The organism is Streptomyces sp. NBC_00162 (genome assembly GCF_024611995.1).
GTDB lineage: Bacteria > Actinomycetota > Actinomycetes > Streptomycetales > Streptomycetaceae > Streptomyces.
Window position 1 is genome coordinate 1,003,942 of the sequence record NZ_CP102509.1, and the last position, 17,821, is coordinate 1,021,762.

The window sequence follows — 17,821 nt, forward strand, 5'->3', positions numbered from 1 at the left end:
CTCTGGAGGGCTGACATGAGGAAGATCATCGCAGGGCTGTTCATTTCGCTCGACGGCGTCGTCGAGGCACCCGACCAGTGGCATTTCCCCTACTTCAACGACGAGATGGGGGCGGCCGTCGACGCCACCCTCGGCTCGGTCGACACCATGCTGTTCGGCCGCAAGACGTACGACAGCTTCGCGGGGGCCTGGCCCGAGCGGGAGGCCGCGGGCGGGGAGGACGCCGCCTTCGCCAAGATCCTCGGCGACGCCCGCAAGATCGTCGCGTCGAACCGGCCCCTCGACTTCTCCTGGCGGAACTCCGAGCGGCTCGAGGGCGATCTCGTCGAGGCGGTGACCGCGCTCAAGGCCGAACCGGGCCCGGGGCCCATCGGAATGAGCGGCTCGGTCTCCGTCGTGCGTCAGCTGCTGGCGGCGGGACTGCTGGACGAGCTGCACCTGCTGCTGCACCCGATCGCCGTCCGCAAGGGCATGCGGCTGTTCGACGAGGGCGAGGCTCCGGTCCCGCTGACGCTGATCTCCTCGGAGACCTTCCGGACGGGCGTGCTGAACCTCCACTACGCCCCCGCGGAGCGGGTCGGCCAGGGAACGTACGAGGACGCCAAGACCCACCTGCGGCGGCAGCCCGAAGGCTGAGCGGTGTCGGGTTGAGGCTTCGTGGCACCGGCGTAGCGTGGAATGTGCTCGAGAGTCAGCGGCACGACGCACGCGAGGAGCAATCGCCATGGGCAAGCCCTCGATCGATCAGTTGCGGGAACGGGCACGCGGGGCGGTCGTCACCCCGCAGGACGACGGTTACGACGAGGCGCGCGCGGTCAACAACGCCATGATCGACAGGAGGCCGGCGGCCGTCGTGCGCTGCGCCAACGCGGGCGATGTGATGGCCACGGTCGACTTCGCCCGCGAGAACGGGCTCGACCTGGCGGTCCGCGGCGGCGGGCACAGCGTGCCGGGCTTCGGTACCTGCGACGACGGCGTCGTGGCCGATCTCTCCGCGATGCGTTCCGTCCGTGTCGATCCCGTCCGCCGGACGGCCCGTGCGGAGGGCGGAGCGACCTGGGGCGACTTCAACGCGGCGACGCACGCCTTCGGTCTGGCCGCGACCGGCGGGATCATCTCCACCACCGGTGTCGGCGGTCTCACCCTCGGCGGCGGCATCGGCTACCTCGCCCGCGGACTCGGCCTGAGCTGCGACAACCTGCTGTCGGCCGATGTGGTGACCGCGGACGGCCGGCTGCTCATCGCGAGCGAGGAGGAGAACCCGGACCTGTTCTGGGCCCTTCGCGGCGGGGGCGGCAACTTCGGCGCGGTGACCTCCTTCGAGTTCCGGCTCAGCCCCGTGAAGGACATCTACGGCGGGCCGATCCTGTACGAACTGGAGGACGCGCGCACCGTCCTGCGCGCCTTCCGCGAACTGATCGCCGACGCGCCGGAGCAGCTCGGCGGCTTCCCTGCCTTCCAGATCGCACCGCCGCTCCCCTTCATCCCCGAGGACCGGCACGGCGAGCCCTTCGTCCTGATCGTGTCGTGCTGGGCCGGACCGCTCGACGAGGGAGAGCGCGCCCTCCAGCCCTTCCACGACATCGCACCGGTGGTCGCCGAACACGTCGGCCCGATGCCGTACCCCGCGCTCAACAGCGCCTTCGACGCGCTCGTACCGCCGGGCCTCCAGCACTACTGGAAGGCCAACTTCGTGACCGAGCTCAGCGACGACGCGATCGAAGCGCATCTGGTGCACGCGCCGCGGCTGCCCGCCGTGAACTCGACCGTGCACATCTATCCCATCAACGGCGCCTGCCACCGCGTCGCACAGGACGCGACGGCCTTCGCCTACCGCGATGCCACGTTCGCCACCGTCATCGCCGGGATGTGGCCCGACCCCGCCGACAACGAAGCCAACATCGCGTGGGTCCGGGACTACTACGAGGCGACCGCCCCGCACTCCGAGGAGGGCGGCTACATCAACTTCATGGCCGACGACGACCAGGGCCGGATCAGGTCCAACTACAAGGGCAACTACGACCGGTTGGCGGCAGTCAAGCGGGCGTACGACCCGGGCAACCTGTTCCACCTCAACCAGAACATCAAGCCCTGATCCGCCTCAGCGCTCCGACAGTTCCGACGGGGCCTCCTGGACCACCCAGCCGTTGCCGTCCGGGTCCTCGAACGTCATGAACGAGTTCCAGGTCCCGCCCTTGCCGTCCTCCCAGCCCGTGGCGCCGACATGGCGGATCGGGGAGACGTCCACACCCCGGTCCACCAGCTCCCCTCGGGCCGCCTCGATGTCCGTGACGCAGATCTGGAGCCCCTGGAGCGTCCCGGGTGCCGTCACCTTCGTACCGGGCGCCGCGGGCATCCCGTGGAGCATCGCGATCGAACACCGGGAGCCGGGCGGGGTCATCTGGATGATGCGCACACCGGGGGCCACCTCGTCGTCCAGGTCGACGTTGAAGCCGACCTTGTCGGCGTAGAACTCCTTCGACTGGTCCATGTCGGTGACAGGGACCGGGACGACTTCGAGTGTCCAGTTCACGGAGCGTCTCCTCACGAACGCCGGCGCGGCGGGGCGCGCCGGACCGAACGGATCAGGTCGGGTCCACCCTCGCCCACGAAGGAGCGGCCGCGCACCCCGAAACGCCGAACCGGCCCGGCGCCCCGAACCGTGAAGGTGTTTCAGTACCGGTTGGTCGCCCGGGCGCCGAGTGCCATGCCGACGGTCAGTGCGGCCAGGGCTCCGCAGAAGACCAGGGGCGACCACACCAGGACGGCCGGGCCGATCATGAGGATGAGGACGCTCAGCATGAACCAGGCGACGCCCAGGGGCAGCAGGGCGATCGGCCGGGCGCTCGCGAGTGCCCAGGCCGCCACCGCGAGACCGGACCAGGCCAGGGCCATCCAGGGCCACATGTCCGTCTGCGAGGCCGGCGGGTAGGTGCGGATGTGGGTGCCCACCTCCAGGCGGACCACCCTGCCCTCCCAGAGCCGCAGCCGGACGCGGTCACCCGGCCGGGCCTCCGCGTACGCCTCGTGTCCGACCTCGAGCCACTCCGACCTGTCGGACCAGGAGACCCGCAGGCTGTAGGTCGTGGTGCAGCTGCTGCCGCCGCCGGTGGTGGCGGTACCGCCCGCCGCCGCCGTACCGCCGCTCGTGCCCGTCGACGTACAGCGTTCGCCGCTCTGCCGGTCGCGCACCTCGGCCGTCTCGGGCCGTACGCACCCTTCGCGGTCGCAGACGGGCGCCTGCCGGTACACGACGGTCGCCCGGTAGCCGTCCACGATCGCCTGCGCGGAGAGGAGTACGCCGAGTCCCGCGGCGAGGACGAGGAGTCCCCGCACCCAGGCGGGGAGCCTCCTGTCGTACCAACGCCCCCGGAAACCGGTCGACTTCACACGCTGCTGATGCCCCGCGCCCGGCTCGCGCACACCCGCCTTGCGTACCTGGGTCTAGATGCCGATCGCGCCGTCGATGCGCTCGCGCAGCAGGTCCGCGTGTCCGTTGTGCCGGGCGTACTCCTCGACCATGTGGATGAGGACCCAGCGCAGCGACACCGTCCCGCGCCACTCGTCGTGGCCCTCGACGTCGAGGTCGGGGGCCTCGGCGACGAACCGGTCCGCGAACTCCACTTCGGCACGCCAGGCCGCCCAGCCCTCCCGGACGGCCTCGGGGCCGGAATCCGCACCGTCGAAGTCCCCGTCGGGATCGGTCGGCGAGGAGAACCGGAGGGCGACGTCCTGCTGTGCCAGCACCTGACGGAACCAGCGGCGCTCGACGTCGGCGAGGTGCCGCACCAGGCCCAGCAGCGACAGCGTCGACGGCTCCACGGACCTCCGGGACAGGTCCGCTTCCAGGCCCGTGCACTTCAGCTCCAGGGTCGCGCGCTGGTCCGCGAGGAAGCCGGCCAGCATGCCCCGCTCCTCACCGGTCGCGGGGCCGCGGAACCTGCCGTCCTCCTCGGGCCCTGCGAATATCTCGGCTCTGCTGCGCGGTGTCGTCGTCATGATCGCGATTATGCACCGCCGCCGATTTGCGGTGCAGCCGGATGTGGGGTTGTTTCGAAGTAGGTGCGTACGTGGTTTCCGTCTCCCCTGGGTTTGGGGGTGAACCACCGTGTTCTTCGCCCACCGCGAGGACGCCGGACGGCGCCTCGCCGCGGTCCTCGGGCACCTGAAGCAGGAGGATCCCGTCGTCCTCGGCCTGCCGCGCGGCGGGGTCCCCGTCGCCTTCGAGGTGGCGCGGGCACTCGGCGCCCCCCTCGACGTGATCGTGGTCCGCAAGCTCGGGGTTCCCTACCACCGCGAGCTGGGTTTCGGTGCCATCGGCGAGGGCGGGGTACGGGTGATCAGCGAGGAGATCGTGCGCAGCAGCGGGGTCGCGGCGAAGGATCTCGCGGCGGTCGAGCACGCCGAGGAGGCGGAGCTCGTACGGCAGGCGGATAAGTTCCGTGCCGGCCGCCCACGGCTGCGGCTCGACGGCCGGACGGTGATCGTGGTCGACGACGGGATCGCGACCGGAGCCACGGCAGCCGCCGCCTGCCAGGTCGTACGGGCAATGGGGGCGGCGCACGTGGTGCTGGCGGCGCCGGTGGCGCCACCGGACGCGGTCGGCTGGCTGCGCACCGCAGCCGACGAGGTGGTCTGTCTGTCCACGCCCCGTGGTTTCTCGGCCGTCGGCCAGTGGTACCAGGACTTCTCCCAGACCCCCGACGAGGAGGTCGTCTCGCTGCTGCAACAGGCCGCCCGAGCCGAGAGGACGGCGCAGGCCCAGGCGGAAGTACAGGCGGAAGTGCAGGCGGAAGTGGAGGTGGACGCGGGCGGCGTCACGCTGGCCGGTGACCTCACCCTGCCCTCGGGCGCCGGGGCGGTGGTGGTGTTCGCGCACGGCTCCGGCAGCAGCCGCCACAGCCCGCGCAACCGGTCGGTGGCCGCCGCCCTCCGGCAGGCGGGTCTGGGCACCCTCCTCTTCGACCTGCTCACACCGGCCGAGGAGGCCCACCGGGCGAACGTCTTCGACATCGAGACGCTCGCCCGACGGCTGACGGACGCGACCCACTGGCTGCGGCGCCGGGAGTCCCTTCCCGTCGGCTATTTCGGAGCGAGCACCGGAGCGGCGGCGGCGCTGTGGGCCGCCGCGTCCGCCGACACCGGCGTGGGCGCCGTGGTCTCCCGCGGCGGCCGCCCCGACCTCGCCGGGGCTCGGCTCGCCGGCGTACGGGCACCGACCCTGCTCATCGTGGGCGGCCGCGACACGACGGTCCTCGGCCTCAACCGGGAGGCCCAGGCACAGCTGCGCTGCGAGAACCGCCTCGACGTCGTCCCCGGCGCCACGCACCTCTTCGAGGAGCCGGGAGCCCTGGAGGAGGTCGCCGGCCTCGCCCGCGACTGGTTCACGCGCTACCTGACGGAACCAGACCGGTAGGCAGGTGCTCCACGGCGAGGGGCCCGAACGAGATCCGGGTCAGTGATCCGTCCTCCGCCCACCGGACCTCGATGCCGTCGGCGTCCGCGCGCACGTCGGTGACCGCCGCCGCCAGAGGGGCCGGATCCGGCTCCGCCGTGAGGGTGGCCAGGGCCGCGTACAGGCCCGTTCCCGCCGCCTCGGCCGTCAGCCGCGGTACGAGGGCCCACGGGGTGAAGGCCGTACCGGCGGGCGCCCGGACCTCGTCCCGGGCGTCCCATCCGTGCAGCGGGTGGAGCGCGGACCGGACCGCGTCCGCGGGGCCGGCGGCCCAGCCGGTCTGCTCCCCGCGAGAACCCTCCGGAGCCCCCTGGACCCGGTGGACCCGCAGTTCGTGGCGGCCCCTGACCACGGTGACGCTGTCCACGCGCAGGCCCGGCACCATGGGCATGCCGCCCGTGAAGACCGGCCGGTGCCAGGAGGCCGCCCAGCCCCAGCCGTCCCCGTGCCCGGCCCCGAGCGGGTGGATGCGGCGCCGGGCGCTGCGCACCCCGGCCACGACCACCGCGAGATGGTTGTCCGGGATGTTGCCGTACGCAGTGGGGCCGGTGCGGGTGGAATAGGCCTGGCGGGCGTAGAGCGGGTCCTCACGCGCCGCCGACTCGGCCTCGTCCGGGCCGACGTGGTCGCTGCCGTGGTTGTGCAGGCGTACGAGGCCGTCGGCGCGGGTGGACTGGACGAGCAGGCCCGGCGCCGGCAGGGCGAGCACCCGGTCCTCGCGCTCGCAGGGGGCGGCCTCCTCCGTCGCGGTCCACAGCGGATGTGCCGCGGGAGCCAGCAGGCAGACGAAAGCCTTGGACGCCCAGTACGGCGAGGCCGGTCCGGAGTAGGGCTGCAGGGTCGCCGCGTGCGCGCCGTGCCAGCCGAGGCCGAGCAGCCCGGCGTCGTCGACCGCGCCCCGGTCCAGGAAGTAGCGCAGCGATCCGCTCAGCAGGCGGCGCGAAGTGCCCGGGGTGAGCGGGGTGTGCCCGGTCACGGCGCCGAGACCGACGGCGGCCGCGGCGGCGAAGCGGTAGGTCAGGGAGCGGCCGAAGTAGAGCGGCGCACCGTCGGCTCCGAAGAGCAGGGAGTGGCTGTCCAGGTGCGCGCGCAGCCGGGCCCCGTGCGGCTGCGCGCGCACGGCCGGGGTGTCGGCCACGCCCGCGAGGTGGGCGTCGAGCACGGGGTACAGGTGCAGGGCCCAGCCGTTGTAGTGGTCGAAGGCCCGGCCGTCCCCGTCGGCGTACCAGCCCTGGCCGCGGTACCACTGCTCCAGGAGGCCGAGGCCGCGGCGCCGGGCCCGGGCCGTCTCGGCGTCCCCCGCCCCACCGACTCCAGGAATCCGGCCACGGTGAAGGGGAAGAGGTACCAGTTGTTCGGGGAGGGCACATGGCGCAGGGCGCCGCGCAGCCAGTCCTCGGCGCGGTCCTGTACGGCGCTGTCCAGCCGGTCCCACAGCCAGGGCCGGGTCAGCCGCAACCCGAGGGCCACGGAGGCGGATTCGACCATCGGCTGGCCCTGGACGTGCAGATCGCGGATGACCGGCCAGGATTCCGCGTCGTCACGGCCGGGGTGCGGGTGCCGGCGGCGAGCCCTTCCGCGTAGCGGCCGAGCCAGCCGTACGGGTCCTTCCCGCCGCCGCCCGCGACGCGGAAGGCGGCGGCGAGGAAGGTACGGGCGTAGCCTTCGAGCCCGTCGGAGCGGACCCCGGAGGCGGAGGGCGGTCCCGGCAGGTCGAGCAGGGCCCCGCCGGGAGTGGCCCACCGCCAGGCGGCGCGCAGCAGTCCGTCCGCGGCCGCCTCCCAGTGGTCCCGCGTGTAGCCGGTGTAGGGGCTGAACTCACGGTTTTCGGCGGGGAGTCCGGAAATGACCATGCGGACATGCTGTTCGCATCGCCATCTCCGGGTCAACCGGCCGGTCTGTTGCCGAGGTTCAGGCGCAGGAGGTGAAGGTCGGGCTGGTGTTCGCGATGTAGAGGGTGGCGCCGCCGCTCGGGTCGTCCTTGACCGGGACGGTGATGGTGTCGTCGGCCTTCCAGGGGAACCCCTGTGCGTCGAAGGTCCAGTTGCCCGTCACCTTCCGCGCGAGCACGGAGAGGGTCACCCATCCGTAGTGTGCGGCGGGAACGGACACCTGGATGGCGTCACCGACGCTCGTCGAGCCGCTCCACACGTTCTGGAACGACAGGGCGACGCCGACCTCCGTCTGCAGGGCTCCGGCGGTACCGCCGCTGAGGCTCGAGGACAGTTCCGTCCCGATGCTGCTCTGCCAGCCTGTGGTCTTGTTCACGGAGAAGGACTGGCTGACCGGGGAAGCGGAGTTGTTGTACCAGACGGCAGACGCGCAGACCTTTGGCAGGGGAGCCGCGGGGGCCTCGCTCTTCACGGCCCAGGAGCAGCTGGCGGGGTCCCGCTGGCAGACCTTGGCGCCGTGGTCCACGGCCAGGTTCCAGGCGGCCGTCGAGTTCGTGGTCCAGCGCTGGTTCGCACCGGCGTGGCAGCGGGACTGACCCGTCCATGCGTCGTCGTACTGGGCGCTGGCGATGAGGTCGAGGCAGGAGTTGTCGCTCGCGTTGCGGATCATGAACGCGGTGGTGGAGCCCGCCACCGGCTGGAAGTACCACTTCTGGCTCTTCTGCCCGCGGCAGGTCTGCTGCCGCAGCGCGGGCCAGCTGAGGTCGATGCACTTGCCGGTGGTGCCGTTGACGATGGCGAAGCTGAAGTCGGCCGGGTCGACGGCCAGGTTCCAGGACTGGTGGAAGCCGGGCGCGGAGTTGGTGACGACGTACGCGTTGTCGTCACGCGAGCCGTTCTGCACGTCGAGGCGGCGGCCGTTGCTTACGGAGGTGAAGTTCACGCCCTCGAGGGCGGAGCCGCTGCTCTGGTCCGCCCTCGCCTGGGCAGCCGCGTTCGCCGGGGCCGCCGCGAGCGGCGAGGCCATGATGCCGAGGGCGACGCAGCAGGTCGCCAGGGCGGCGGCGAGTAAGCGCAGGCAGGACGTGGTGCGTTCCGGCACGGTGGCCGGGGATGAGCTCATGGGTCGGGCCTTTCTTGCGTTGGGTCGGGTGGGAGGGGTGGCGCCGGTGCGGCGGAGGTCAGGCCGCGGGGGCGGCGGCGAACGCCGCCTCCAGACGCGGGACCCAGTCCACGAGGTCCTGGCTCCAGCAGCCGCTGTTGTGGCCGCCGTTGCAGTTCGCGCCCCAGCCGGCGCCGTTGCCGTAGTTCACGTAGTGGTGCGGGAATCCGAGGGCGTCCAGCCGCTCCTTGGTGTGCTGCGCCGCCGACTGGACCCAGAACTCGCCGTCGGACGGGTTGCCGTTCCCGTTTCCGGTGTAGACGGCGATGCCCATGCCCTTCAGCGCGGCCATGTGCGCGATGGGATCCGCGGCGTTCCAGCGCCAGTCGGCGTCGAAGAACGGATAGGGCGTGCCGAAGAGCGCGTCGCTGGAGACCGAGGGCCCGAAGTCGAGGGCGCAGGAGGGGCCGGAGCTGGAACCGCACAGCGGGGCACCGATGTTGGTCAGGGTGGCGACGACGGCTGCGCGGGTGACCGCGTGGTTCCTGGACAGTTCGTTGGCACCGGAGAAGGTGGCGACCTGGCTGAACAGGCCGGGGTGGCGCTGGGCGTAGTGCAGTGCGCCGAATCCGCCCATGGAGATGCCCGCGACGGCCCGTCCCTGCTTGCCGGTGAGGGTGCGCAGGTTGGCCTCGATGAAGGGGATCACCTGGTTGATGTGGAAGTTCTCCCAGTTCTGCGCCCCCGCGGCGGTCTTCTGGTCGAGCCAGTTGGCGTACCAGCCCCGGCGGCCCCCGTCCGGGATGACCGTAATCATCGACTGGGAGGCGGTGAGCGCGGGGTAGGCGAGGGCGGGGTTCGCTGGGTCGTCGGACGCGCCGTGCAGGAAGTAGAGGACCGGGTAGCGCTTGGCCGGGTTGGCGGCGTAGTCGCCGGGCAGCAGGATCCGGATGCGGTGCTCGCCGGCGACCTGGGGCGTGGTGACGGTGAGTACGAAGTTGGTGCCGGTGCCGGTCACAGAGGCGGTCTGGGTGAGTCCGAACCCGTCGGTCATGGCGGGCGGCGCCGGGTCGTCCGCGTGAGCGGGCGGTGTGCACAGCAGGAGCACGGTGGCGGCCAGGACGCCGACCACCGCCTTCGCGCGCAGGAGGCGGGCGGACAGGGACGTTCTCGTCGAGCGGGTGCGAACGAGGTTGTTGGCCATGGGCCGAGTGTGGACCAGCCACCCCGTCAATTTGGAGTCTAGTTCTAGAAATTTCTCGGCTTCTCTGGCCGGAACCGGGTCGGTCGCGCGGCCGGGAGCCACGAGCCACCGCTCGCGCCCCCGGCCTCCGGCGCGTTCGCGCCCGTAACTACTTGTTCTTGGCCAGGTCTTCCTGGAAGAGCTTCTCGCACGTGGGGCCGGTGTCCGTGGCGATGAAGGTGACCATCTGCAGCGCACCCGCCTTGCCGTGGTGGCTCGCCTTCAGGGTCCAGCCGCTCTTGTCCAGCGTCTTGATGACCGACAGCTGCTGATCGAGGGTCCGGCCCTCCTTCCATCCCCCTTGACCAGGGCGGCGACGGTGGTCTCATAGGACTTCTTCGAGTCGGTGGCCTTCTTCTCGTCCGCCTGCCAGCTGACCATGCAGGACTTGAGGGCCGCCGGGACCTCGTCCCCGGGCTTCTCGGCGAACCCGGCCGTCGTGGCCGCGCCCTCGATCTCCTTCTTCACCGCGGCGGCGTCAAGGGTGCCGCCCGAACCCGCCTTCGCCGGGGCGGAGGAACCGGAAGCCGGCGTTTCACCGCCCTTGCCCTTGTCCGAACCGCCTTCACTGCCGCAACCCGCGACCAACAGCACCGCACCGGCGGCCGCGGCCGCCCACCTCGCCTTGCGCACTACAACCCATTCCCGTGTGCACGCGGACCCGTGCCCGCGTGATCAAGGCAGAAGTCTGCCACGGGGGTTCACGTCCGGCGGCGAGGCCGCTCGGCCGCACCGGGACGGCCGGGCTCGGCACCCTGCGCGCACGGCCGGAAGGCGCCCGTTCACGACAGAAGCCGCCCGAGGGGGCTCCGGATGCATTCCTTCGCCGGGACGGGGCAGAAGCGGGCTACGAGATTGGAGGGAAAGTCATGATCGTCCTTGGAGTCATCCTGCTGGTCATCGGCTACTTCGCCGGCATCTCCATCCTGTGGACGCTCGGGATCATCCTCGTCGTCATCGGCCTGATCCTGTGGATCCTGGGCGCCGTCGGACACGCGGTCGGCGGACGCAAGCACTACTACTGAGTGCCACCCGCCGGGCACTACGCGGGGTGGCCGGGCTTCAGCCCGCGCACGTCGCCGTACCTGAGCAGGGCGGGCGGCGGGCCCTCGGCGGGCGGGCTTTCCCGGGCGGGCGCCAGCAGGAAGCCCACGTGGTCTCCGCCCTCGATCTGCCCCTCGACACGGCCGGTGAACCAGGTGTCCACCTCCGTGAGGACGGGGCTGCCCTCCTCGCCCGGCCGCCAGCCCGCCCGCGCGAACTTGTCCACGCGGTCGCCGGTCCGGCCCCCGAAGAGCTCGGCCAGCGGCAGCTGGTCCCGGCGCAGCGCGTGGACCGTGAGGTACGAGGCCTCGCGCGCGACCCGGTACGTGTGGTTGGCCGTGGACAGCCAGACGACGAAGCGCGGCGGGTGGATGGAGCACTGCGAGGCGAAGCCCACCAGGCAGCCCGCCCGCTGTCCCCCGGCCGCGGCAGTGACCACGTACATCGGGCCGTCCAGTACGTGGGTGAAGGCGTCCAGCTCCGGCACGGCGGCTCTCCTCGTGGTGCGGTCGAGTGTCTGGCGGGTGCCCCGGGATCGCCCCGGTCATGCGCGGCCGCGGCCGGTCAGGGGTGTGGGGCGGCCGCCCCGGTACGGCCGAGGAGCTCGGCGAGCCCGCGGCGGGTGGCGGCCAGGACGACGCGGTCCTCGGGCTTGAGCACGTAGCCGGGGTGCGGCTGCCAGACCAGTCCCGGGCCGGGGGCCGTTCCCTCGCGCGGTGCGGAGGCCAGGTCGGGGCGGCGGTCCGCGGGCGAGGCGGTGTCGAGGGCGACGACCCGCCAGGCACCGGGGCGGAAGGACTCTGTGACGGTCCGGCCCTCGAGCCGCGGGTGGCCCGCCACGTCGACGACGGCGAAGAGCAGCACCCGGCGTTCCACCGCTATGGCCCCGAGGATCTGCCGGCCCATCATCGCCCCGGCGAAGGCGGGGGCGGCGAGGTGGGTGACGCTCCGGCTGCGGGTGAGCGCGCCCGGGTGGGCGGCGCGCAGGGTGCGGTAGACGGCGGTCGCGAAGTCGTCCTCGTACAGCCGCATCACGACCCGGAGGTCGGGCTTCACCCCGCGCGCGTACAGGGCGGCTTCCAGGTTGGTGGTGTCGGAGCTGGTCAGGGCCAGCAGGGCGTGTGCCCGGTGGACGCGGGCGGCTTCCAGTACGCCCTCGTCGGTGACATCTCCGACGACCACCGGCACCCGAAGGCGGCGGGCCAGTGCCAGTCCGCGGGCCCGGGGGTCGGACTCCACGCAGACCACCGGGATCTCCAGCTCCCGCAGCCGCGCCAGCACGCGGGTGCCGATCTTGCCGAGGCCCAGCAGCACCACGTGTCCGGAGAGCCCGCGGGGCGGGCGGCGCAGCACCGTGGCCGTACGGAAGGCCCCCAGTGCCTCGAGCGCCGCCGCCACCAGGACCGGCAGCAGGAGAAGGCCGACGAACCCGGCCAGGATCTGCAGCACCTGACGCTGTGTCGGGGCGCCGACCGCCGGGTCGTTGATCGCGAAGATGTCGAGCAGCGTGACGTACGCGGCGTGCAGCGGGTGATCGCCCGTGGTCAGCCAGGAGGCCACGGCGAGTGCGGTGACGGCGGCCACGATGCCGGCCAGCGACCAGCGCAGTCTTCGGGAGAAGAGCGAGGCCACCGGCAGTGAGGCGGCGCTGAGCCGCGGGGTCGCCACCTGCGCGGGACCGGCGTGGGTCACCGTTTCGAGGGCCACGATGCCCCGTCCCGTCGCGGCCGCCACCGCTCGGTCGTCGGGCAGGAGTTGGAGCCCGCGTTCGCCGCCGAGTACGGAACTGTCGCTGCCGGCCGGGTCGGTGGACGTCGCGGACAGCAGCGCGAGGGTGCACAGCCCGGGATCGGCCGTCTCGCCCCGTCCCCGGGGCGTACGTTCCACCGCGCGCAGCAGCAGACCGTCCGCCTGGACCACCTTGCTCGTGCCGGCGACCGCGCTCGCGGCCAGCGCGGGCGCGGCCGTGTCGGCGTCGGACAGCACGGTCGTGGCGGAGTCCCGCTCCCGCGGGTCGATTCCCGGTTCGGCGACGATCGCCGCCTGGTCCAGGAGGTCCTCCAGGTGCTGGCCGAGCTTGCGGTTGTAGAGCCGGATCACCAGCCGCAGCCTGGGGTTGAGCCGCCGGGCCACCAGGGCGGCCCGTACGTTGCGGTCGTCGTCCTCGTACACGAGCGCGAGCGCGGCGGCTCCGGCCACCACGGAGGCCAGTACCTCCTCGTCCGGCTCCGCCGCGTCCACGATCCGCGGCTCGTCCGCCGGCCGCTCCGCCGCCGGGACTCGGGGCGCTCTGGCCGACGGGATGCGCCCCCAGCGCCCCCGCCGCGGCGGGGAGCCCACCGCGAGCGGTGGCTCGCTCGTCGGCGGCACGACCAGCGTGACGCGTTCCCCGTACACCTCCCCGAGTTCGGCGGCCAGCCTGCGGGCCAGCCCGTCGTCACCGCACACCACCATCCGGCCCGCACCGCCCGGGACTTGAAGAACCTGCTGCGGAATCTGCACGGGCTCAGCATGCCTTGCGCCCCCGGCACCGGGCCCGGCAGGCCCGGCCCGCAGGGCTGACCGCGGAGCGGCCGTCACGTCAAGGCGGTGCGCAGCTCGTCGCGGTGGGCGGCGAGCCAGGTCCCGAAGTCCTGGAGGGCGGGATTGAGGTCGCGGATGGCGGCGAGGTCCCGGGCGGCGGTGAAACGGTCCGCGCAGTCGGCGTAGTACTGGAACATGTTCCCGGTCTCGTCGGCGCCCGGGAAGCCCAGACCGCGGAAGGCGTCCGCGGTCACGGGGCGGTAGCGCACGGGTTCGCCGACGGTCTCGGTGAGGGCCGCGGCCATGTCGGCGACCGTGAGGTGCTCGCCGGCGATGCTGACGGTCGCGGCGATGAGGTCGGTGTCGCGCTTGAAGACGGCCAGGGCGGTCTTGCCGATGTCCGCCACGGCGATGCCCGAGAGCCTTCTGTCGCCCATCGGGAGGACCAGCTCGAGGACGCCGTCCTCGCCGCGCCGCGGGGCGGCGATGGTGAGCAGGTTCTCCCAGTAGAACGTGGTCCGCAGGAAGGTGGTGGGCACGCCCTCCTCGGTGAAGTAGTGGTCGGCCTCCGCCTTGCCGTCGAAGTGCGGCACCTTGTAGTGCTCCTGGAGCGTGGGCATCCGCGTGTCCTCGAGCGGGACGCAGTCGCGCGTGTCCTCCAGCGTGGACCAGATCGCGTGCTGGATCCCGGCATGGGAGGCGGCGCGGGCGAGGGCAAGCGCCTGGGCCTTCTCGCGCTCGGCGGACATGTGCTCCCAGAAGTTGGTGACCAGGTAGGCCCCGTACGCGTGCTCGAAGGCGGCCGCCAGGCTCGCCTCGTCGTCCATGTCGGCCTGGACCACCTCCGCCCCGAGCCGGGTCAGCTCCCGGGCCTGCGGGGAGTCGGAGTGGCGGGTCACGGCGCGGACCGCGAAGCCGCTCTCCGGGTCCGCGAGGATCGCCCGCACCAGGCCGCCGCCCTGCGAGCCGGTGGCACCGAACACTGTGATGGTCTGCTTCTCGCCCATGACCCCCTTCTTCGCACACTCTCCGCGTCCGGGACGTCACGCCACGCCATGAGGAAGGTGCTTCAGCGGCCCGGGCGCAGCGGTACGTCCGGCATGAGGTACCTCGTGCCGGACTCCATCAGGGCGCACATCGGGCTGTCGTCGGCGCTGTCCGGGTAGGCGAGGTCGATGGCGAAGGGCTGCGGCGGATCGCCCGGCAGCTCGGCCGTCAGCACCGTACGGGCGGCCCTGGGGGCCCGGCCCACGGCGACGGTCTTGCCGTCGACGAGTACCTCCACGGGCCGGCGCGGGCCCTCGTATAGGACGCTGATCGAGTGACCGTTCTGATCCAGATGGAATCGGTGCCGGATGGTCATCGCGCACTCCCGGAACGACGCGTGTCCCTCCCTCGATTGCATCGTACGGCGCAACGTCATGCGGTGCGTGCGTAACCCATTGCGCGGCGGATCGTTTCTCCAGACGTCGCACATACACACTCGCGTCCCCCGCGGTGTACGCGGCCCAGGGTCCGGGGAGAACCATCACTCCCCGGGCCCTCGGTCATGCCGCCCTCACGGTGCCGTCGCGCCCTCCGGCGCACCCGCCGGGGCGGGCGCCGGGGCGGGCGCCGGGGCGGGCGCCGGGGAACCGGCGCGCTCCATCGCCTCCCGTACGGTCGCGGCCACGCGATCGCAGTGCGGTCCGCTGACGACGATCCGGGCGAAGCGCGACGGGGGCCGCAGGTCGGCGTGCACGACACCGTGGTGCCGGTGCCGGATCGCGACGAAGTCCACGCCCGTGGCGTGCTCCCACAGCCCCAGGCACAGCGCGCCGGGAATCAGCGTGCCCCGCGCCCGTACGCCGCGCAGCGGACGCCACCAGTCCGCCGTGGCGCCCACGTCGGCCACGGACGCCAGGGGAACGCGCACATCGCCGTGCCGGGCCAGCGGCCGCTCCCACCACGCCGTTCGGACCACCAGATCGTCTCCGTCGACATACAACCGTGCCATGTCACACCTCATGCGGCCTGAGGATCGGCGAGCCGTCCGCCCGCCCTTGTGTTCCCTGCACCTCTCCGATGTCTCTCTCCAATATGCGCGCATGCGCCCCGTCCGCGAGGCCGCGGAAAATACGGTGCCCCGGCGCGGCCCCGTTCCCTACACTCGCCACACGCGCTGCCGACAGAGCGGCGCGTGTCTCATGCCGAGTGAAGAGAAGGGGAGCCGGGCCATGTGCGTTCACCGCACCGCAGACGCCTTCGCTGCCCCGTCCCGGTACGACGTGATCCCGGTGTCTCACGCCTGACGGTGCCGGCTGCGCGGCCGCCACTGTTCACCCGTGACGCATCCTCATTTCCCGCTCCCTCCCCTCCCCTGCCCTTGCCGCGCCCGTACGGGCCTTGTTCCGGGCAGGGCGGGCGAGGCGGGCAGGGCACCGCCGTCCGGGAATCGCGCCGCCCTTCTCCTCATCACTCGAAAGGCCTCGGGCCATGCGCACCAACCGGCGATCTCACGCCACCGTTTCCCCCGCCACCACCGTCCGGAACCTGGGCATCCTCGCCCACGTCGACGCCGGCAAGACCACGATCACCGAGCGCATCCTGTTCGCGACCGGTGCCATCCACAAGCGGGGCGAGGTCCACGACGGGACGACCGTCACCGACTTCGACGCCCAGGAACGCGACCGCGGCATCACCATCTTCGCCGCGGCCGTCAGCTGCACCTGGGACGGACATCGCGTCAATCTGATCGACACCCCCGGCCATGTCGACTTCTCCGACGAGGTCGAACGCTCCCTGCGAGTGCTGGACGGGGCCGTCGCGGTGTTCGACGCCGTGGCCGGCGTCGAACCGCAGAGCGAGTCGGTGTGGCGGCAGGCCGACCGGCACGGTGTGCCGCGGATCGCGTTCGTCAACAAGCTGGACCGGGCGGGCGCCGATCTCGACACGGCGGTCACCTCGATCCGCGAGCGGCTGGGCGCCGTACCGCTGGTGGTCCAACTGCCGATCGGGACGGAGGACGCGTTCACCGGCGTCGTCGACCTGCTCGGGATGCGCTCGCTGATCTGGCGCGCCGGCTCCGACACGTACGAGACGGGGCCGGTCCCCGAATCGCTGCGCGAGGAAGCCGGCCGGCGCCGCCGCCTGCTCGAGGAGACGGTGGCCGAACTCCACGCGGACGCACTGGAGGAGTTCTGCGCGACCTCGGCGCTGACCGGACAGACCCTCGCCCGCGCCCTGCGGGAGCTGACCCTGCGCGGGGACGGCGTCGTGGTGCTGTGCGGCTCGGCGTACAAGAACCGGGGTGTCGAGCCGCTGCTCGACGCGGTCCTCGCGTACCTGCCGTCGCCCGCCGACATGCCGCCGGTGCGCGGGACGGCGGACGGCGCGGAGGTGGAACGCGCACCCGACCCGGCGGAGCCGTTCGCGGCCCTCGCCTTCAAGGTGACGGCGACACCGACCGGGCGGCTCACCCACCTGCGGGTATACGCGGGCACGCTCCGCAAGGGCGAGTCCGTACTGGACGCAGGTACGGGCCGTACGGAACGGGTGGGCAGGATCCTGCGGGTGCAGGCCGACCGGCACGAGGAACGGGAGGAGGCGGTGGCCGGTGACATCGTCGCCGTGATCGGGGTGAAGGCCGCCCGGGCCGGTACGACGCTGTGCGCGCCGGGGGCGCCGCTGCTCCTCGAACCGCCGTCGGTGGCCGAACCGGTGGTGTCGGTGGCCGTCGAGGCCCGTCGCAGCAGCGACACGGGACGGCTCTCGTCGGCCCTGGCCCGGCTCGCCGAGGAGGACCCTTCCCTGGTGGTGCGGTCCGACGCGGAGACCGGCCAGACCGTGCTGTCGGGGCTGGGCGAACTCCATCTGGAGGTCGCCGTGGAGAAGATCCGCAGCGGCCACGGGGTGGAGGTCGTCGTCGGGCGTCCGCAGGTCTCCTACCGGGAGACCGTCGTACGCGGGGTGACCGGCCTGGTCTACCGGCACGTCAAACAGGACGGCGGTGCGGGGCAGTTCGCGCACGTCGTCATCGATGTCGAGCCGTTGGCACGGGAGGCGACGGGCTTCGAGTTCCGGTCGGCGGTCGTCGGCGGCCGCGTGCCGCAGGAGTACGCGCGGGCCGTGGAGGCCGGCTGCCGGGACGCCCTCGCCGAGGGTCCCCTCGGCGGGTTCCCGGTGACGGGGCTGCGGGTCACGCTCACCGACGGGGCTACCCACTCCAAGGACTCCTCGGAGCTGGCGTTCCGGGCGGCGGGCCGGTTCGCGCTGCGCGAGGCACTGCGCCTGAGCACGGTGGAGCTCCTGGAGCCGGTCGTGGAGGTCACGGTGACCGTCCCGGAGGACGGTGTGGGCGCGGTCCTGGGCGATCTCGCGGCCCGCCGCGGCCGGGTCTCGGGATCCACGTCCCAGTCCGGGACCGCGGTGATCACGGCGGCCGTTCCGCTGGGCGAGCTCTTCGGCTACGCGTCCCGGCTGCGCGGCCGTACGCAGGGCCGGGGTACGTTCACGACCCGCCAGGCCGGCCTCGCGCCGGTCCCGCCCTCGGTCGCGGGGACCCTCCTGACCCGGTGAACCGC

At 72.5% G+C, this 17,821-nt stretch carries 16 protein-coding genes and 1 pseudogene; 5 read left to right on the forward strand and 12 right to left on the reverse strand.

Going from position 1 to position 17,821, the window contains the following annotated elements:
• Nucleotides 1-15: 15 nt before the first annotated feature.
• Both JIW86_RS05390 and JIW86_RS05395 read left to right on the forward strand, forming a co-directional pair.
• Complete coding sequence (locus tag JIW86_RS05390) at nucleotides 16-636, forward strand: dihydrofolate reductase family protein (protein WP_257552748.1); 621 nt, start codon at nucleotides 16-18, stop codon at nucleotides 634-636.
• 88 nt (nucleotides 637-724) lie between these two features.
• Entirely contained in the window at nucleotides 725-2,095 is a 1,371-nt protein-coding gene (locus tag JIW86_RS05395; protein WP_257552749.1) for an FAD-binding oxidoreductase, read from the forward strand.
• Nucleotides 2,096-2,101: 6 nt separating this feature from the next.
• Here the strand turns inward: JIW86_RS05395 and JIW86_RS05400 are convergent, their stop codons facing one another.
• From JIW86_RS05400 to JIW86_RS05410, 3 genes are all read right to left on the reverse strand, one after another.
• Nucleotides 2,102-2,533 (reverse strand): VOC family protein, encoded by a 432-nt coding sequence (locus JIW86_RS05400; protein ID WP_257552750.1) that lies wholly within the window; start codon nucleotides 2,531-2,533, stop codon nucleotides 2,102-2,104.
• Nucleotides 2,534-2,673: 140 nt separating this feature from the next.
• On the reverse strand, nucleotides 2,674-3,390 hold the full coding sequence (locus tag JIW86_RS05405) for a hypothetical protein (RefSeq protein ID WP_257552751.1): 717 nt from the start codon (nucleotides 3,388-3,390) through the stop codon (nucleotides 2,674-2,676).
• A gap of 54 nt (nucleotides 3,391-3,444) precedes the next feature.
• Nucleotides 3,445-3,999 (reverse strand): DinB family protein, encoded by a 555-nt coding sequence (locus JIW86_RS05410; RefSeq protein ID WP_257552752.1) that lies wholly within the window; start codon nucleotides 3,997-3,999, stop codon nucleotides 3,445-3,447.
• A gap of 109 nt (nucleotides 4,000-4,108) precedes the next feature.
• Between JIW86_RS05410 and JIW86_RS05415 the strand changes: the two genes are divergently transcribed.
• A complete protein-coding gene (locus tag JIW86_RS05415) occupies nucleotides 4,109-5,416 on the forward strand; it encodes an alpha/beta family hydrolase (protein ID WP_257552753.1) in 1,308 nt (435 codons plus the stop codon).
• On the opposite strand, the pseudogene JIW86_RS05420 reads toward JIW86_RS05415, so the two are convergent.
• The 4 genes and pseudogenes from JIW86_RS05420 to JIW86_RS05435 form a co-directional block, all read right to left on the reverse strand.
• A pseudogene (locus JIW86_RS05420) lies at nucleotides 5,385-7,308 on the reverse strand (DUF2264 domain-containing protein). The gene JIW86_RS05415 and the pseudogene JIW86_RS05420 sit on opposite strands and share 32 nt — an antisense overlap.
• Before the next feature lie 58 nt (nucleotides 7,309-7,366).
• Nucleotides 7,367-8,470 carry an RICIN domain-containing protein gene (locus tag JIW86_RS05425; protein WP_257552754.1) on the reverse strand — a complete coding sequence of 368 codons (1,104 nt, stop codon included), beginning with the start codon at nucleotides 8,468-8,470 and terminating at the stop codon, nucleotides 7,367-7,369.
• Between the two features lie 58 nt (nucleotides 8,471-8,528).
• Nucleotides 8,529-9,653 carry an alpha/beta hydrolase gene (locus JIW86_RS05430; protein WP_257552755.1) on the reverse strand — a complete coding sequence of 375 codons (1,125 nt, stop codon included), beginning with the start codon at nucleotides 9,651-9,653 and terminating at the stop codon, nucleotides 8,529-8,531.
• A gap of 261 nt (nucleotides 9,654-9,914) precedes the next feature.
• A complete protein-coding gene (locus JIW86_RS05435; RefSeq protein WP_257552756.1) occupies nucleotides 9,915-10,325 on the reverse strand; it encodes a hypothetical protein in 411 nt (136 codons plus the stop codon).
• Between the two features lie 236 nt (nucleotides 10,326-10,561).
• On the opposite strand from JIW86_RS05435, the gene JIW86_RS05440 reads away from it, so the two are divergent.
• Nucleotides 10,562-10,717, forward strand: coding sequence for a DUF6131 family protein (locus tag JIW86_RS05440; protein WP_215141091.1), 156 nt, complete (start codon nucleotides 10,562-10,564; stop codon nucleotides 10,715-10,717).
• Nucleotides 10,718-10,734: 17 nt separating this feature from the next.
• Here JIW86_RS05440 and JIW86_RS05445 read toward each other — a convergent pair whose 3' ends face one another.
• The 5 genes from JIW86_RS05445 to JIW86_RS05465 form a co-directional block, all read right to left on the reverse strand.
• Nucleotides 10,735-11,223, reverse strand: coding sequence for a flavin reductase family protein (locus JIW86_RS05445; RefSeq protein ID WP_215141092.1), 489 nt, complete (start codon nucleotides 11,221-11,223; stop codon nucleotides 10,735-10,737).
• 77 nt (nucleotides 11,224-11,300) lie between these two features.
• Nucleotides 11,301-13,190: a potassium channel family protein gene (locus tag JIW86_RS05450; RefSeq protein ID WP_257559225.1), complete on the reverse strand. Its 1,890-nt coding sequence runs from the start codon at nucleotides 13,188-13,190 to the stop codon at nucleotides 11,301-11,303.
• 122 nt (nucleotides 13,191-13,312) lie between these two features.
• Nucleotides 13,313-14,266, reverse strand: a complete 954-nt coding sequence (locus JIW86_RS05455) for an NmrA/HSCARG family protein (RefSeq protein ID WP_257552757.1) — start codon at nucleotides 14,264-14,266, stop codon at nucleotides 13,313-13,315.
• 62 nt (nucleotides 14,267-14,328) lie between these two features.
• Nucleotides 14,329-14,622 carry a hypothetical protein gene (locus JIW86_RS05460; RefSeq protein ID WP_215141095.1) on the reverse strand — a complete coding sequence of 98 codons (294 nt, stop codon included), beginning with the start codon at nucleotides 14,620-14,622 and terminating at the stop codon, nucleotides 14,329-14,331.
• A gap of 195 nt (nucleotides 14,623-14,817) precedes the next feature.
• A complete protein-coding gene (locus tag JIW86_RS05465) occupies nucleotides 14,818-15,255 on the reverse strand; it encodes a hypothetical protein (protein ID WP_257552758.1) in 438 nt (145 codons plus the stop codon).
• A gap of 479 nt (nucleotides 15,256-15,734) precedes the next feature.
• Here JIW86_RS05465 and fusA point away from each other — a divergent pair, with 479 nt between their 5' ends.
• A complete protein-coding gene (fusA, locus tag JIW86_RS05470) occupies nucleotides 15,735-17,816 on the forward strand; it encodes an elongation factor G (protein WP_257552759.1) in 2,082 nt (693 codons plus the stop codon).
• The last annotated feature ends 5 nt before the right edge of the window (nucleotides 17,817-17,821 follow it).

What these genes read in the sequence shown, in the direction of transcription:
- JIW86_RS05465 (WP_257552758.1), bottom strand. Translation starts at nt 15,255, where the DNA reads ATGGCACGGTTGTATGTCGACGGAGACGATCTGGTGGTCCGAACGGCG.
- JIW86_RS05430 (WP_257552755.1), bottom strand. Translation starts at nt 9,653, where the DNA reads ATGGCCAACAACCTCGTTCGCACCCGCTCGACGAGAACGTCCCTGTCC.
- JIW86_RS05460 (WP_215141095.1), bottom strand. Translation starts at nt 14,622, where the DNA reads ATGACCATCCGGCACCGATTCCATCTGGATCAGAACGGTCACTCGATC.
- JIW86_RS05410 (WP_257552752.1), bottom strand. Translation starts at nt 3,999, where the DNA reads ATGACGACGACACCGCGCAGCAGAGCCGAGATATTCGCAGGGCCCGAG.
- JIW86_RS05455 (WP_257552757.1), bottom strand. Translation starts at nt 14,266, where the DNA reads ATGGGCGAGAAGCAGACCATCACAGTGTTCGGTGCCACCGGCTCGCAG.
- JIW86_RS05390 (WP_257552748.1), top strand. Translation starts at nt 16, where the DNA reads ATGAGGAAGATCATCGCAGGGCTGTTCATTTCGCTCGACGGCGTCGTC.
- JIW86_RS05425 (WP_257552754.1), bottom strand. Translation starts at nt 8,470, where the DNA reads ATGAGCTCATCCCCGGCCACCGTGCCGGAACGCACCACGTCCTGCCTG.
- fusA (WP_257552759.1), top strand. Translation starts at nt 15,735, where the DNA reads ATGCGCACCAACCGGCGATCTCACGCCACCGTTTCCCCCGCCACCACC.
- JIW86_RS05440 (WP_215141091.1), top strand. Translation starts at nt 10,562, where the DNA reads ATGATCGTCCTTGGAGTCATCCTGCTGGTCATCGGCTACTTCGCCGGC.
- JIW86_RS05395 (WP_257552749.1), top strand. Translation starts at nt 725, where the DNA reads ATGGGCAAGCCCTCGATCGATCAGTTGCGGGAACGGGCACGCGGGGCG.
- JIW86_RS05450 (WP_257559225.1), bottom strand. Translation starts at nt 13,190, where the DNA reads ATGGTGGTGTGCGGTGACGACGGGCTGGCCCGCAGGCTGGCCGCCGAA.